The sequence below is a fragment of the Pseudoalteromonas sp. J2K-J979 genome (assembly GCF_058169715.2).
Genome location: NZ_CM200281.1, coordinates 130,001 through 146,376, shown reverse-complemented (window position 1 = coordinate 146,376; position 16,376 = coordinate 130,001). Strand labels below are relative to the sequence as shown.

Below are 16,376 nucleotides of genomic sequence, written 5' to 3'. Positions count from 1 at the left end.
TTATCAACCCCTTAGCGTTTTTTCGCTTTCTTATCAGCAGCGTGGCCGCGATAAGTGCGAGTAGGTGCAAATTCACCTAGTTTATGACCGATCATTTCGTCAGATACGAACACAGGTACGTGTTGACGACCATTATGGACAGCAATGGTCAATCCGATCATGTTAGGTATGATCATTGAACGACGGCTCCAAGTTTTAATTGGCTTCTTTTCACCGCTTTCCAAAGCTTTCTCTACCTTCTTCAGCAAGTGTAGGTCTATAAAAGGACCCTTCTTGAGAGAGCGTGGCATGGCTATTCCTCAATATTACTTAGTACGACGACGTACTATAAATTTATCAGTACGCTTGTTTTTACGAGTCTTAGCACCCTTAGTCGGTTTACCCCATGGAGACACAGGATGACGACCACCAGATGTACGACCTTCACCACCACCGTGTGGGTGATCTACCGGGTTCATGGCAACACCACGAACTGTCGGACGAACACCGCGCCAGCGGTTAGCACCAGCTTTACCAAGCGAACGAAGCATATGCTCTGCATTACCTACTTCACCAAGTGTCGCGCGGCAATCAGACTCAACTTTACGAACTTCGCCAGAACGAAGACGTAGAGTCACGTATTGACCTTCACGAGCAAGGATTTGTACGTAAGCACCTGCTGAACGTGCGATTTGCGCACCTTTACCAGGCTTTAATTCAACGTTATGAACCGTTGCACCGATAGGCATATTGCGCATTGGTAATGTATTACCAGGCTTAATTGGTGCATCAACACCAGACTGGATAGAATCGCCAGCTTTTAAACCTTTAGGTGCAATGATGTACTTACGCTCACCGTCTGCATATAATACAAGAGCGATGTTTGCGCTACGGTTTGGATCATATTCAAGACGCTCAACAACAGCTGGAATGCCATCTTTGTTACGCTTGAAGTCTACTACACGGTAATGATGCTTATGACCACCACCAATGTGACGAACCGTGATACGACCGTTGTTATTACGACCACCTGACTTAGAGTTTTTCTCTAATAGTGGTGCAAATGGTTTACCTTTATGTAGATCTGGGTTAACCACTTTAACAAGGTGACGACGACCCGCAGAAGTAGGTTTACACTTTTGAAGTGCCATAATTCTAACTCCCCTTATTACTCGGCGCCGCCGACAAAGTCTAGCTCGCTACCTTCTTTAAGAGTAACGTAGGCTTTCTTCCAGTCTGAACGACGACCGAAACGCATACCAGTACGCTTAGTTTTACCCTTAACGTTTAGAGTGCGAACACCTGTTACTTCAACTTCAAAAAGCTTCTCAACTGCAGCTTGTACTTCAGCTTTAGTTGCATCTTTAACTACTTTAAAAACAATAGTATTGTTTGTTTCAGCGTTAACAGTGCTTTTCTCAGAAATATGTGGGGCTAGTATAACCTTTAATAAACGCTCTTCACGGATCATGCTAACGACTCCTCAAGTTGCTTAACTGCAGCAGCAGTAATAAGAACCTTATCGAATGCGATTAGACTTACTGGGTCGATACCAGCTACATCACGTACGTCAACCTTATAAAGGTTACGAGAAGATAAGAATAAGTTCTCATCAACTTCTTCAGTAACGATTAGTACGTCTTTTAGCTCTAACTCTTTTAACTTAGCAACTAAGTGCTTAGTTTTAGGAGCTTCAATACCAAAGCTTTCAACTACAATTAAACGCTCTTGACGAACTAATTCAGACAAAATGCTTTTAATCGCACCGCGATACATTTTACGGTTTACTTTTTGGCTGTGATCTTGCGGCTTAGCAGCAAAAGTCACACCACCCGAGCGCCAAATTGGGCTACGGATTGTACCAGCACGCGCACGGCCAGTACCTTTTTGATTCCACGGCTTTTTACCACCACCGCTTACTTCAGAACGTGTCTTCTGAGCACGAGTACCTTGACGAGCACCAGCTGCAAAAGCAACTACTACTTGGTGTACTAGAGCTTCGTTAAACTCACGTCCAAAAGTAGCTTCGGAAACTTCAAGAGCGCCTGACGCGTCTTTCAATGTTAATTCCATCACTAATCTCCGACTTAAGCTTTAACAGCAGGTTTAACGATCACGTCGCCGTTGATTGAACCAGGAACTGCACCTTTAACAAGTAGCAAGTTACGTTCAACATCAACACGAACAACTTCTAGGTTTTGAGTCGTTACACGCTCAGCACCCATGTGACCAGCCATTTTCTTACCTTTGAATACTTTACCAGGTGATTGGTTTTGACCAATTGAACCCGGAGCACGGTGAGAAAGTGAATTACCATGAGTAGCGTCTTGCATGCTGAAATTCCAGCGCTTAACACCACCTTGGAAGCCTTTACCTTTAGAAGTACCAGTAACGTCAACTTTTGTTACGTCATTGAATAATTCTACTGTAATTTCGCTACCAACTTCGAAGCTACCTTCGTCGCCAGATAGACGGAATTCCCACAGACCGCGACCCGCTTCAACGCCAGCTTTAGCGAAGTGACCCGCTGCTGGTTTGTTTACGCGGCTTGCTTTTTTAGTGCCTGCGGTAACTTGAAGCGCGTTATAACCGTCAGTTGCATCAGTTTTGATTTGTGCAATGCGGTTAGGAGTTGCTTCGATTACGGTTACTGGGATAGATACGCCATCTTCTGTGAAGATACGAGTCATGCCCACTTTACGACCGACTAGACCTAATGCCATTTTCCTAAAACCTCTCTAATCTTACGATTAACCCAGGCTGATTTGAACATCAACACCAGCTGCAAGGTCTAGGCGCATTAGAGCGTCTACAGTCTTGTCAGTTGGTTCTACGATGTCGATCAGACGTTTATGGGTGCGGATCTCATACTGATCACGCGCATCTTTGTTTACGTGCGGTGAAGTAAGTATTGTAAAACGCTCGAAACGTGTAGGTAGTGGAATTGGACCACGTACCTGAGCGCCAGTGCGTTTCGCTGTTTCCACGATTTCCAACGTTGATTGGTCAATCAAACGATGGTCAAAAGCTTTTAGGCGAATACGAATGCGTTGATTTGACATTCTATTTAAACCTCAAAAAAAAAGAGCATTTTAAAAAGAGCATAAAAAAACATCCGAAACATACTAATTAAATTAGATGTCGGGTATCTCTTTATTTCTTACCGTTGAACTCCAAATCGGAGCTCCTGATTATTAGCTTGAAATCCAAGCTACATAGTTCCTTACACAAACATTCAGTGAACTGGTATTTATGAAAGCCTGCGTATTATAGGGAAGTTGGTGATAAATGCAACAGTTTTATTTAAAGAAGTAAAAATCGACGGTTTGGGGAAGAAAGAAAATGAGGGGGGATAAGTCCCTCATTTGGTCCAAAGAAAAATCGCATTGCGATTGAGCGCTACTTTATTATTCTAGTACCAAGAATAAAACAGCAGAGTGTCTAAAGGTACAAAACATGTGATAAACGGAATGATTACCGTACGCGGTAAAATAGTTAAGCTGTTTATTAGCCAATACTTATGCAATTGGGCCAACTTTTATCAGGCTGCCTCTTAATTATCTCTCGTAATACCTGTTTTCTGTAATCGTTCTATTGCTCGATCAGCCTCAATTTTGTCTTTTTTTATTTGATCCGCTGTTCTACAAACTTTGGTTTTTCGATTACTACCAGTACGTGATAGCATTTCACATCGAATACCGAACTCATTTTCAGTCAGGTTTGTATTTGATGCAATTAAGGTTTCATCTGCCACCTGTGTTTTTTTAAAGATATCTTGTGAAGATTCACAGCCAGTTAAAAACAAACCAAATCCCACGATAAATAAAGCTAAGTACTTCATCTTTTACCTCCTTAAAAAAGGGGGCCAGTGCCCCCTATCTAATGATTAAAATCTAACTTGTGCTCTCATATACATATATCGCCCTACAATATCGTAAGTTGATACATCTGTATTTGCACCAAATGCTGAGTAAACAAATGGTGGCTCTTGATCAAATAAATTATCGATACCAAGCGTGAAAGTTAAGTGATCAGTTACTGCGTAATTACCCTGTAAATCAACCACAACGTTCGACTCTACAGTACGTTCAAATGGTGCAGTCCACCAGCCTTGCTCTACTTCTACCACGCTATCGATATAGCGAGTGGTTAAAGTTGCGTCAAAGTCATCGAGTGACCAGCCAATAGTAAAGTTAGTTTTTAATTGTGCGAAATGACCATCATGATCTCCTTCAAAACGACCGACATGGTCGATTGTCTGAGAAGCCAAATGTTTATCGTACTCTAAAAGATATGTACCATCTAAGCCTAAACGCCAATCGCCGAAGCTTGATGCAAATGTATAACGAAGATCAAAATCAACACCTGAAGTATCGATTCCACCAACATTGACAGCATAATCATCAACCGTTCTGATATTACCTGGTATCGCACTGTCTGATTTAAAGCGGTCAATACGATCACAATAATCACCACTATTAAAGCAACCATCTAAAGCGCTTTGTGTACCAACTGTAGATAACGCGTTTGTAAGCTGAATCTCCCAATAATCAACACTCATTGAGAAGTTTTCGAAGAACTCAGGCGTATAAACGAAACCCAATGTCAGAACATCTGCTGTTTCTGGCTCTAATACAACTGAACCGCCCCAATTAACTGCACCACCTGTATTACTTGGTATTTGCTCAACTCCTCCTGAGCTATAGCCACTTTGTGGTACACCGGTTGACACACAGTTAGCCCAACTTGGAGAGTTTCGAACAGCTTGATAGTCAGCTGGGTTAGAGTAAGTATCCGCATCACAAGGGTCTGAAGCTTCAGGGAAACCAATTGCAGAGCCACCAACTAAATCATCAATCGTTGGTGCTCTAAATGCATCAGAAACAGTCGCTCGAACCAATAAAGATTCAACTGGCATCCATTTAATCCCGATTTTTCCACTCGTATTACTACCAAACGTATCATAATCAGAATATCGGAATGCAGCATTTACTTCTAACATATGTGCCAAAGGTGCGTCATCAAAAACAGGGATGATAACTTCACCAAACACCTCTTCTACGTCATACCCACCTTGCGTTGAAACCGCGCTTCCTGCGGTGGTGATACCACCAAGAATCAATGTATCTGGTTTGTAATACCCTGACTCTTTGCGTTTCTCGTAACCTGCAGCAAAACCAACAGTACCTGCTGGTAAGTCAAATAAATCACCAGAAATTACAGCTGATAAGACTTCTTGACGATTTTGACCTAGTTCAGTTGTGTTGTAAGCACCTGATATATATTGCAGCATATCAGGCGTTATTTGAGAATCTGTACCTGGTTGGCCAAAAATATTTAACGGGACACAACCATCAATCACTGCGCCATCAGCATTCAAACAGACCATTTGAGAACCATTAGCTTCAACTACTGGGTTGCCATTCGCATCAGTGATCAACGCACCATTTTCATCTAACCATCCCGTAGGGCCGACTGCTTCAGCCACTCTGTCTAAGTTAAAGTATCCTTCTGCACGTTCTACCGAGTCACTTTGCCCATAGTTATACGATACTTCCCAATCCCAACCATTATCAAAGACACCATTAAAACCAATTACGGTTCTGAAGGTTTTATAGTCACGGAAATTTGCACGCCCCCCCGTCTCTAACATCCGTCGGCGCCAATCATTTAATGTGTAAGAATTACCATCAGCGTCTTTAGGTCCTTGAGTACGGTTATAGAAGTTATCTGGAGAATACGGTGCTGCAGTCTGGAAAAAAGCGAGAGGTGCTAAAGGCTCTGGCGCAATAAGTCGATCACCATTAGTTTGAACATAACTTGCCTCTGCAAATGAGTTAACTTCGCCTAAAAAGCCAAACTCGCCTAATAAATAGTTGGCGAATACATTTGCATATTTACGCGAGCTAGGGGTCTGAAGATAATTTACAGGATTATAATTGTACGCATCTGTTGCACCACTGTAATTGCGCCATGACCCGAAGTCCGGACCTCTAGTTACATTGGTGTCTGCATTCGGTGCTTCAGGATTATTTGCTGAACCCGGTGCACCATCAACATGCGCCCATGGCGGAGCTGAAGACCCACCTTGTTGTGTTGAACCATCAGGGTAGGCACGTAATTCGTACTCAGAAAAGCTTCTGTCGCCTTGGTACGCATCGCCTTGATCATTATACCCCAATGCAAACACAACATTTCCACGATCACTTGATGTACCAAATGTGAAATCGATCCCTCTTGATTTGGCATCACTTTCACCACTTTGCCCCGCATTGACTTTAACTTCAAAGCCTTCCATATCATTATGGGTAATGATATTTACGACACCCGCTATAGCATCAGAGCCATAGGTGGCAGATGCACCATCTTTGAGTACTTCAACACGTTTAACGATCGATGTTGGTATCGTATTCAAATCAACAGAGGCATTCGCACCACTACCGCCAGCCACTACTCGGCGGCCATTGATTAATACTAAAGTACGCTCATCACCAATACCTCGAAGAGAAAAGCGCGTACTTGAATCCCCACCATTATTTGTTTGAGTGTTAACGGCAGCACCCGCTGACGAAGTTAAATTCTGTAGCAAATCACCGACATTATTTACACTCATTTTACTTATGGCAGCAGCATCAATTGTTGTTACAGGATTCGCGCCTTCCATATCAGTTCTTTTTATTCTTGAGCCAGTTACCTGAATGCGCTCAACAGCATCGGCACCTTCTTCTGCAGCATGAGCATGAAAACCGATGCCAGCAAACAACGCTGAACCAATGGCTAGGTGTAACGTTGATAACTTTAAGTTAAACATTTATTTCTCCCTGGATTATTATTTTTAACAATTTTTACAAATTGTCACGACAGACAAACTAATCACAGAGTTCCGTTGTTTCTATCGATAATACGTAAAAGGAGCAGTTCAAATGCCTAAAGGGGGGTTACACGGGATCAACACGAAAAAGTGACATGCGCATGTTTAACTTATTAACAATCTATTAAAAACATATAGTTAAAGGATAAGTAATTGCTCGCATTTTGTTACAATCGTTTACTTTATCATGCCGAATTTTAGTTTATCTTAGAGCCAATATTGATATATTTCCCGACCTGAGCAAACGTCTCGACTCACCTTAAAGGAATAAAGATGAAAAAATTCAGTGTAGTAATCGCCGAACCTTCGGAGTCTATTCGCAGGAAAATTCAAGAGTTACTCAAACCTCACCCACGCTTCGAAGCCCTCACTCTTGCTTTCGATCTCCAAGAAGCCAAAGATATTTGCGATTCGATGCAGGCTGACGTACTTTTTATCAGCGATCAGTTATTGCAGCAATCTACGATCACCAGCTCCCATTCTAGTTTACCATTCCATACCTTAACCGTGTGCTTATCAGAATCGACGGATTATGCCGCTCACGCATTCGAGCTTGATGCCATTGACTATTTGGTACATCCCATAACTACTGAGCGTTTTAATAAATGCATTTCCAAATTATCTGCACGTCTGGGCACTTTTAACTTAGAGCCCTTGCAGCAAATGCAAAGCTTCATTAAAACCATGCAATTTGCACCTCAAGCCAAAAAGGTCGACCCTCTGATCATTAAGGAGTCTGGGCGCATTCGAATTGTTGAACATGACAGTATTATGTGGGTTGGTGGTGCAGGTAATTATGTAGAGTTGCATCTGGTTGATGAAGAGCGCCCTATTCTGTATCGCGAAACACTGACTGCAATGGAAAATAAGCTGGCTGATTTTGGCTTTGTGAGAATCCACCGTTCAATCATCGTTAAAAAACACTACATTAGTGAATTAAAACCCACTGAAAATGGTGATTACTTGGTCACACTTAAAAATGGTACTCCGTTAAATTTATCAAGACGATATAAACAAACCATGTCAGAAATATTCTAGGTCAAATACCTACATTAACAACGAATAGCCATTCTTAGTGTTCATCCTTTTAACTGTAGAGAATACGCCACACGGCCTGAAACATGCGCAGTTGAATAACTCTACATTTGAAGGCTCAAGAAAGATAAGCTCCACCCCAAGAAAAAATTGACTTATCGCATTGTAAATTCGACTATATTCCCTGTAAAACGTGCTATTTTGATGGCTGTTATCTGAATCTAGGAGGTTTTTTATGATCAAATTGAATATCACGATGCTAGTTATGCTTACTTTTCTAAGCGCCTGTACGCTCATATCACCTCAAACGACTGATTCTCAAGTATCACACACCATTACAGATGCAGAATTTAAATTAAATCAATTAATTGAAAATAAAGCGTGTGATGGCAGCTTCCAATGTAAAGTACTCCCTATTGGGCAGCAACCCTGTGGCGAACCAAGCCGCTATGTTATTTATTCAACTAAATATACTTCCTCCGAACAAGCGGAGCGCATGGCTGCTGAGGTGACTGAATTCGAAAAAATTTATAACCGACAAACTCCTGCGTTAGCTGGGTGCCAGAGCATCTCTGTTCCGCAATCTCTGTGTTTAGCTAACTTATGCCAAGAGTACAAACTCAATACCCTATGATGGCAATGCCCAAAAGAGCCTTGCCACCGTTTAAAAGTTGCTTACTCGAGCTCGACCTGCACTTTATTTTTAACGCCTCGCTTTAATACTACATCACCCGAGGCGAAGAACTTATCCATCGCAGCAAACTTTAAATAATATCGGCCGCTATTAACTGGCTCTGCAACCCCATTTTTTAAAAAGTCAGGCCGCTGATCCAATTGACCATTACTTTCGACTTTAAATAAGCTCCCTGCAGCTTGTGTAAGCTCGGTCCCGGACTCTTGATGTTTCGCAACGACCTCTATTTCAGTCATGCCTGACTCACTCGGTTGATGCTCAATTGATAGACGCCCATAATCAGTCGGTGCTCGATAAGCTTCATACAAAAAATCATCTGCGACATCGGAATGACTCGCAACGCCAGCAAATGCATTAGCTATCATACCAAATCCGTTCTGAATTGAGTTGTTTAGACACCCTGAATCTGCCAAGGCACCATTTGTAGCATCATCAACCTGCCCAGTTACCGTAATACTCGCATCTTTTTGAAAGCGTTCTAATGCTCGAACCGTATTAGGTGTTAACACCCCTTCTGACTCTTGATCTGACAAATATCCCAAGCAGTTGAGCTGCGCCTGAGCCATTGATATTTTAACCTTATCAAAAGGGTTTGCTAGTTTCGCTTCTGATGGCTGTGAATCATGATGCAAATCACGGCTAATCGGTTGGGGTGTGCTTTTTGAGCGCTTAATGGGTGTTGGTGCGACCGCACCAGCCAGCAAGGTATTATTTTGATCATACCGGTAATATACATCAGGTATTTTAGTCAAGGTGTATTCTACCGCTTTTTGTATCACTTCACGCAATGCCTTTTCTTTTGGTGTGTTCGACCAAGCACTCAGCCCCCCCCCGACAATTGAGCTACCGAAGTTTGTGGCCGCAGCGGTTAAATCAAAATCTTTACTGCCCCCCTCAACCGTTGTGGCAGCTAATATTCGCGAAGTGCGCGTATCAATCAAGCGCAAATCTATCGCCATATGAGTATTTGAAAAACCAGCTGAAACAGACTGTACCATATCACCAATAAACCCGCCGCCACCTAGGCTTGCTCCTGAAGCGTTATCATCAAATTCAGTTACTGAAGCAACGATCACAATTTCAGCGCCCTCTATTTCTCCAAATGCAGCGCCACTTTGCTGACTGACTCGACCTGCTGTCACTAAATCCTGCTCTGATAAAACGGCATCGAGAGCTTGTCGCTCCAAAACTATAAAGCGGTTTGTACCAACCAGTGCTGTTGTGAGCTGATCTGACATCCCATTACCGATCTCTTTTGACCACCAATGACGATTATTAGACCGATCAGTAAATCGCGCTACCGCAATCCGAGCTTTAGCACCATTATAAGCCTCTTGCTGAACTTGATTTACATTAGATGATTGCTGATTTGAACTAACTTGGGTCGTAGTACTCTGACACGCAAAAAGGCTAGATATCACAGCAGTAAGTATGAGTGGACGAACATGGCGTATTAACACAACAATTCCTTTTTAAATGTATATAAGTATGAGCAAGCTTGCGCAACACTTTATTACGTGCGATGCATCAAGCCAGCATATATATATTTACACTAATAAAATCAATGCATTAAAAGTAGTACAAATACGAAATTTATTTGTACTACAACGAAAACCCCTTAAGATTGTGTTCCTTCATTGTTTCGATACTGCTTAGGTGAGCTCCCTGTTGCAGCTTTAAAACAACGAGCAAAATAACTTTGCGAATTGAAGCCACAAAGCTCTGAAATTATACCAATCGATTGAGCAGACTCTTTAAGCAAAAGTTTAGCCTGATTCAAACGATAGTCTCTGAGATAATCCATCGGGCTCAGATTAAATAATGCCCGAGTTTTATTTTGCAACGTTCTTTCTGTCGTACAGAGCGCTTGAGCTAACTGCTCTAAAGACAGGCTCGCATTACAGTATAAATTAGCAAGGGCTGTATTTAACTGACAAACAAAGTCCCGATCTTTATGTGAAAGAGAATCACTGAACTCACGCCCCTCATGATTATTAGGCGCCAGCGCTAACTCAAATGCGTTATGATTACGAGTTAATAGCTGGCGTATACTAAGTAAATTATCAATTCGACTTAACAGTTGTTTTTCGTTAAATGGCTTTGCTAAAAATTCATCCGCAAGTAAATCAAACCCTTTCAAACGCATATCGTCTGTGTGATAGGCAGTTAAAATCAATACTGGTATGTGACACGTGTCTAAATCTTCGCGCAAATGAGCTAACAATTCAAAGCCTGATAGAATAGGCATCATCACATCACTAATAATTAAATCAGGCTGCAATGCTTTGGCTTGCTCTAAACCAACTTCACCGTTCACTGCGGTATAACATTGGTAATAAGGTTGTAAAAACGCCTCTAAGTACGTCCTTAAATCGGTATTGTCTTCTACTATCAGTACTTTGAATTGACTCGGATCCTTGTCATGCAATAAAGAGTGGGCTGATTGATTTATTTCTTGCAGCGCACAAAGGCCATACTGACAGTCTTTCATCGGTAATGTTACTGTAAACTCGGTGCCAAAATTTGCGCGACTGGACACTGATAACGAACCTTGATGCTTTTGCACAATATCCTTGACGATTGCTAACCCTAGGCCATGTCCTTCAAGTTTATTCGTTCTTCTTCCCCGCTGATATTGATCAAAAATAGCTTCGAGCTCATCCTCATCGATGCCGACCCCAGTATCTTTTACCCGCAAACAACAATCACGATTGCTAACATCAAGTGATAACGCAACCTGCCCAGAATTTGGGGTAAATTTTATAGCGTTGTACAATAAATTAGACAAAACTTGATCGGCCGCATCGACTTGCATCAAAGCGTTACACGAGCTTAGGCCATTTAAATCAAGAGAAAGTGAGATATTTTTCTGCTCAGCTAACAATTTAAAACCTTCAATGTAAAGTTGAGTCAATGCACAAAAATCAACCTCTACCATCGGTTTTTCCTGATCATTTAGCTCTTTAGTCAGTAAAATGTCATTGACCAACACAAGGAGTCTGTCTGCATTTCGGCGCATCATCGCCAGTGAATTTGCCATTAAAGGATCTGAATTGTACGACATTAAACGCTCGATAGGGCCCGAAATCATCGTCAAGGGTGTTTTAAATTCATGAGATATTACGGCTAGCAAATCATCTTTAGCTGCAATGAGCTTCTGACTATGGACTCTTTCTTGCTCTGCTACTCGACGACGATAAACAAGCCATAGTCCATACGAAATCAAGCTTAAAATCAATAATGCATAACTTAGCAAGGCCCACCATGAGAGCCAAGGCGCGGGAGTAAGTGTGATATCTAATGCTTTAATAGGACCCCAATCACCATCGGCATACCGAGCTTTAACTTCAAAACGGTAAGTGCCTGACGATAAATTCGTATAAGTTGCAACACGTCGTTCTGATGATGCGCTAAGCCACATCTGCTCAAAACCAACTAAGCGGTAGGCATACTCAATGGGTTCCGGTATTAATGAATCTGGAGAGGTAAACTCCAACGAAAATAAATTATGCCGATAATCTAAATCTAAATGCTGCAAATAATTAATATGCTTATCCAAGTTAAAACCAGAAATTGATTCTGTATCCTGAACTTTCACTGGTTGATTCAGCAAGAGCAGCTCTTTTAGTGACACATTTGGTGGGGTGTGTTTGCTAACCACGTTTTGTGGTTGAAAGTAGTTAAAGCCGTTCACACCTCCAAAATATAACTCTCCTTGCCCACCCTGGTGAGATGCACCTAAAATAAATGAACGCCCTTGTAAACCAGCCTCTGGTTTAACATGTGTAATTGCTAAACTCTGTTTATTTAGCTTCATTAATCCATTATTCGAACTAATCCATAAAAAGCCGAGTTTATCTTCCTCAATCGCAAATATATTTTCATCAGCAAGTCCTTCACTTTGAGTAAACTGCAAAATTTCATTTGTAATGGGATTTAAACGATTCAGACCTTGCATTGTGCCAATCCAAATATAACCTTCTTGATCCTGGTGCAGTGCAGTGACCATATTTGCAGTCAACTGGCCACTCTCTTGTCTAAAATGGGTAAATCGAGTCCGGTCGTCACTTAATAGGTTTAAACCCAGCCGCGTACCAACCCATACCCGCTGCTGGTCATCTTGAAGAATAGAAAACACAGTATTGTCTGATAAACTATCAACCTTATTCGGATCATATTTAAAATGCTGACTAGTAAAAGTCTGAGTGTTAAACAAACTAAGTCCTTTGTTACTTCCTAGCCACAATGAACCCTTATTAGCCGATGTAATTGCATATATCCGGTCTGAAATAAGACTACTTGATACATGCTCATTGTGTTGATACTGCGTAAAATCATCCGTTTGAGGGGAATACCTTAACAATCCCCCACCATAAGTTCCTAACCACAAGCCATGGGAAGGCGAAGAAAAAAGAGCAAAAACATTATTAACCGCTAGGCTTCTAGGAAGTGTTTCGTCATGAAAGTAACGTTTGAATTCATCAGTATCTAACTCTCGCTTATTCACTCCTTCTCGCGTTGCGACCCAAAGCTGCCCCTCAGAATCCTGAGTAATAGCGCGGACAAAACTGTGGCTGAGCGAAATATCGCTATGGGGTTCATGTTTATAATGGTTATAATTCATGCGAGTAGGGATATAACGATTCGCACCTCCACCATCAGTTCCAATCCAAATATGTCCATTCTCAGATTGGTATAGCGATAAAATATAATCATTACTTAAGCTGTTACTTTCAAGAGGATTATGTTTAAACTGAGCCTCAGCCTTGCCATTCACATCAAAAATGAAGACTCCATTACCGTAAGTACCAACCCAAATTCGCTGACCTGACTCCACGAATATGCTGGTCCCCCAATTATTGGTTTGTCCACCTAACTCAAAATACTGTAACTCCTTATCAAATACATTAAGACGATAAAGGCCTCCTCGACCAGTCACCCACAATCGGTTATCGTTATCTTCAGCAATAGACCAAACAGCCAGATTACTAAATCTATTGTTATTTAATAATAGGGGCTCGATGGTGGCCGTTTGCTGATCGAGATAAAAAAGCCCATTTGCACTGCCAATCCAAATTGTCCCATCCATAGATTGATAAAGAGCACGTATCCCTTGAAGAGCCTGTTCGGCCTGACTCGAAGCTTTTTTGCTAGTCCCATCTGATAAGTTGATGATTCTCAACTCACCTGAAGCCGTACCAATCAACAAGTCCCCATTATCTGTTAACAACATAGATAAAACTCTTTTATCTTCTAACTGAGACGACAAGATATTAGATTCAAATAGGCCTGTTTGAGGGTCATAGGTATTAACTCCTTTGCTCGCTGTTGAAAACCACAGTCTACCCGACCTATCTTTCACACAGGACGTAATCCAACTTCCTCTTAGTTGCCCCTGCTTTTTTCCTTCTTTATAAGTTTCAATACCGTAACCATCAAGTTTATTTAAGCCATTTTGTGACCCTAACCAAGCGAAACCTAAATCGTCTTCAACTACACAGGTTACGCTTGATTGCGACAGCCCTTGATCAACAGAAAAGCGATCAAAATATACTAACGGTGACTTCGAAAAACAGGGTAAAGAAAGAATAAATAAAACAAAGATAACAAAATATGTGGGGAACGAAGCAAAAGGCATAATTGGTACGTCTATCCTTAAGTCAATAATCTAATATTGCGCTAAACATTTAGCAACAATATCTTTAATTATCAATTAATTCAACGAGTTCTTATTCAATGCCGTGAGTGGAACTAATAAGACATAAATATAAAATTGCTGCATTCTACAAAAATAAAAACGCAGACAGCAAAAAGCCCGACTCAATGAGTCGGGCTTTTCTTAATAGGAGCCTGGCGATGTCCTACTCTCACATGGGTAATCCCACACTACCATCGGCGCTGTTTCGTTTCACTACTGAGTTCGGAATGGGATCAGGTGGGTCCAAAACGCTATTGTCACCAAGCAAAATTTTGCCGCTTTACCGCTTTCGCCGTAAAACTAAATTCGGAAGGCTGATTTTAAAATTGTCTACTTCAGTCTATCTAACTTCTTGCTTATTTATCAGTGCTTCATACAAACCACTTTGGCGTTGTATGGTTAAGCCTCACGGGTAATTAGTATAGGTTAGCTTAACGCCTCGCAGCGCTTCCACATCCTACCTATCAACGTTGTAGTCTCCAACGGCCCTTTAGTGGAGTTAAACTCCAAGTGAGAACTCATCTCGAGGCTCGCTTCGCGCTTAGATGCTTTCAGCGCTTATCGATTCCGAACGTAGCTACCGGGCAGTGCCATTGGCATGACAACCCGAACACCAGCGGTTCGTCCACTCCGGTCCTCTCGTACTAGGAGCAGCCCCTCTCAATTCTCAAACGCCCACGGCAGATAGGGACCGAACTGTCTCACGACGTTCTAAACCCAGCTCGCGTACCACTTTAAATGGCGAACAGCCATACCCTTGGGACCGACTTCAGCCCCAGGATGTGATGAGCCGACATCGAGGTGCCAAACACCGCCGTCGATATGAACTCTTGGGCGGTATCAGCCTGTTATCCCCGGAGTACCTTTTATCCGTTGAGCGATGGCCCTTCCATTCAGAACCACCGGATCACTATGACCTACTTTCGTACCTGCTCGACTTGTCCGTCTCGCAGTTAAGCTTGCTTCTACCATTACACTAACCGTACGATGTCCGACCGTACTTAGCAAACCTTCGTGCTCCTCCGTTACTCTTTGGGAGGAGACCGCCCCAGTCAAACTACCCACCAGGCACTGTCCGCAACCCCGATTAGGGGCCTACGTTAGAACATCAAAACTACAAGGGTGGTATTTCAAGGACGACTCCACAACAACTAGCGTCGCTGCTTCAAAGTCTCCCACCTATCCTACACATGTAGGTTCAATGTTCAGTGCCAAGCTGTAGTAAAGGTTCACGGGGTCTTTCCGTCTAGCCGCGGGTACACAGCATCTTCACTGCGATTTCAATTTCACTGAGTCTCGGGTGGAGACAGCGTGGCCATGGTTACACCATTCGTGCAGGTCGGAACTTACCCGACAAGGAATTTCGCTACCTTAGGACCGTTATAGTTACGGCCGCCGTTTACCGGGGCTTCGATCAAGAGCTTCTCCGAAGATAACCCCATCAATTAACCTTCCGGCACCGGGCAGGTGTCACACCGTATACGTCATCTTTCGATTTTGCACAGTGCTGTGTTTTTAATAAACAGTCCCAGCCACCTGGTTACTGTGACTGCCAACAGCTTAAGGAGCAAGTCCTATCACCGTCAGCAGCGTACCTTCTCCCGAAGTTACGGTACTATTTTGCCTAGTTCCTTCACCCGAGTTCTCTCAAGCGCCTTAGTATTCTCTACCTGACCACCTGTGTCGGTTTGGGGTACGATTCAGCATGAACTGAAGCTTAGAGGATTTTCCTGGAAGTATGGCATCAACAACTTCACTACCGTAGTAGCTCGTCTCGTATCTCAGTCTTAAGAACCCGGATTTGCCTAAGTTCTCAACCTACTTACTTTTACATGGACAACCAACGCCATGCTTGCCTAGCCTGCTCCGTCTCCCCATCGCATTCATGCCGAGTACGGGAATATTAACCCGTTTCCCATCGACTACGCGTTTCCGCCTCGCCTTAGGGGTCGACTCACCCTACCCTGATTAACATGGGATAGGAACCCTTGGTCTTCCGGCGTGCGGGTTTTTCACCCGCATTATCGTTACTCATGTCAGCATTCGCACTTCTGATACCTCCAGCAAACCTCCCGGTTCACCTTCAACGGCTTACAGAA

12 protein-coding genes and 2 rRNA genes (1 of these 14 cut by a window edge) are annotated in these 16,376 nt (G+C 42.6%); 2 read left to right on the top strand and 12 right to left on the bottom strand.

The features are described 5' to 3' along the window. Positions 1–11: 11 nt before the first annotated feature. From rpsS to AC3KVK_RS00620, 8 genes are all read right to left on the bottom strand, one after another. The gene (rpsS, locus tag AC3KVK_RS00655) at positions 12–290 is read right to left on the bottom strand and encodes a 30S ribosomal protein S19 (RefSeq protein ID WP_004588689.1); all 279 of its coding nucleotides are present in this window, start codon (positions 288–290) and stop codon (positions 12–14) included. 15 nt (positions 291–305) lie between these two features. Continuing rightward, positions 306–1,130, bottom strand: a complete 825-nt coding sequence (gene rplB, locus AC3KVK_RS00650; protein ID WP_086745862.1) for a 50S ribosomal protein L2 — start codon at positions 1,128–1,130, stop codon at positions 306–308. Between the two features lie 17 nt (positions 1,131–1,147). Beyond that, positions 1,148–1,450, bottom strand: a complete 303-nt coding sequence (rplW, locus tag AC3KVK_RS00645; protein WP_086745861.1) for a 50S ribosomal protein L23 — start codon at positions 1,448–1,450, stop codon at positions 1,148–1,150. Continuing rightward, the gene (gene rplD, locus AC3KVK_RS00640) at positions 1,447–2,052 is read right to left on the bottom strand and encodes a 50S ribosomal protein L4 (RefSeq protein WP_086745860.1); all 606 of its coding nucleotides are present in this window, start codon (positions 2,050–2,052) and stop codon (positions 1,447–1,449) included. The genes rplW and rplD overlap by 4 nt, the downstream gene beginning before the upstream one ends. 14 nt (positions 2,053–2,066) lie before the next feature. Next, positions 2,067–2,702 (bottom strand): 50S ribosomal protein L3, encoded by a 636-nt coding sequence (gene rplC, locus AC3KVK_RS00635; RefSeq protein WP_086745859.1) that lies wholly within the window; start codon positions 2,700–2,702, stop codon positions 2,067–2,069. A gap of 27 nt (positions 2,703–2,729) precedes the next feature. Beyond that, positions 2,730–3,041, bottom strand: a complete 312-nt coding sequence (gene rpsJ / locus AC3KVK_RS00630; protein ID WP_086745858.1) for a 30S ribosomal protein S10 — start codon at positions 3,039–3,041, stop codon at positions 2,730–2,732. Positions 3,042–3,532: 491 nt separating this feature from the next. After that, on the bottom strand, positions 3,533–3,820 hold the full coding sequence (locus AC3KVK_RS00625) for a hypothetical protein (protein ID WP_490312559.1): 288 nt from the start codon (positions 3,818–3,820) through the stop codon (positions 3,533–3,535). A gap of 45 nt (positions 3,821–3,865) precedes the next feature. Continuing rightward, positions 3,866–6,790, bottom strand: coding sequence for a TonB-dependent receptor domain-containing protein (locus AC3KVK_RS00620; RefSeq protein ID WP_490312560.1), 2,925 nt, complete (start codon positions 6,788–6,790; stop codon positions 3,866–3,868). A 333-nt stretch (positions 6,791–7,123) separates the two neighbouring features. Between AC3KVK_RS00620 and AC3KVK_RS00615 the strand changes: the two genes are divergently transcribed. Then, positions 7,124–7,888 (top strand): LytR/AlgR family response regulator transcription factor, encoded by a 765-nt coding sequence (locus AC3KVK_RS00615; RefSeq protein WP_490312561.1) that lies wholly within the window; start codon positions 7,124–7,126, stop codon positions 7,886–7,888. Between the two features lie 232 nt (positions 7,889–8,120). Further along, positions 8,121–8,519 carry a hypothetical protein gene (locus tag AC3KVK_RS00610; protein ID WP_490312562.1) on the top strand — a complete coding sequence of 133 codons (399 nt, stop codon included), beginning with the start codon at positions 8,121–8,123 and terminating at the stop codon, positions 8,517–8,519. A 41-nt stretch (positions 8,520–8,560) separates the two neighbouring features. Here the strand turns inward: AC3KVK_RS00610 and AC3KVK_RS00605 are convergent, their stop codons facing one another. The 4 genes from AC3KVK_RS00605 to AC3KVK_RS00590 all read right to left on the bottom strand — a co-directional run. Continuing rightward, entirely contained in the window at positions 8,561–10,039 is a 1,479-nt protein-coding gene (locus AC3KVK_RS00605) for a CsgG/HfaB family protein (protein WP_490312563.1), read from the bottom strand. A gap of 158 nt (positions 10,040–10,197) precedes the next feature. Further along, positions 10,198–14,217 (bottom strand): two-component regulator propeller domain-containing protein, encoded by a 4,020-nt coding sequence (locus AC3KVK_RS00600; protein WP_490312564.1) that lies wholly within the window; start codon positions 14,215–14,217, stop codon positions 10,198–10,200. Between the two features lie 210 nt (positions 14,218–14,427). Continuing rightward, positions 14,428–14,542: ribosomal RNA gene (gene rrf, locus AC3KVK_RS00595) — 5S ribosomal RNA — on the bottom strand. A gap of 130 nt (positions 14,543–14,672) precedes the next feature. Beyond that, a 23S ribosomal RNA gene (locus AC3KVK_RS00590) occupies positions 14,673–16,376 on the bottom strand; it runs 1,180 nt beyond the window's last position.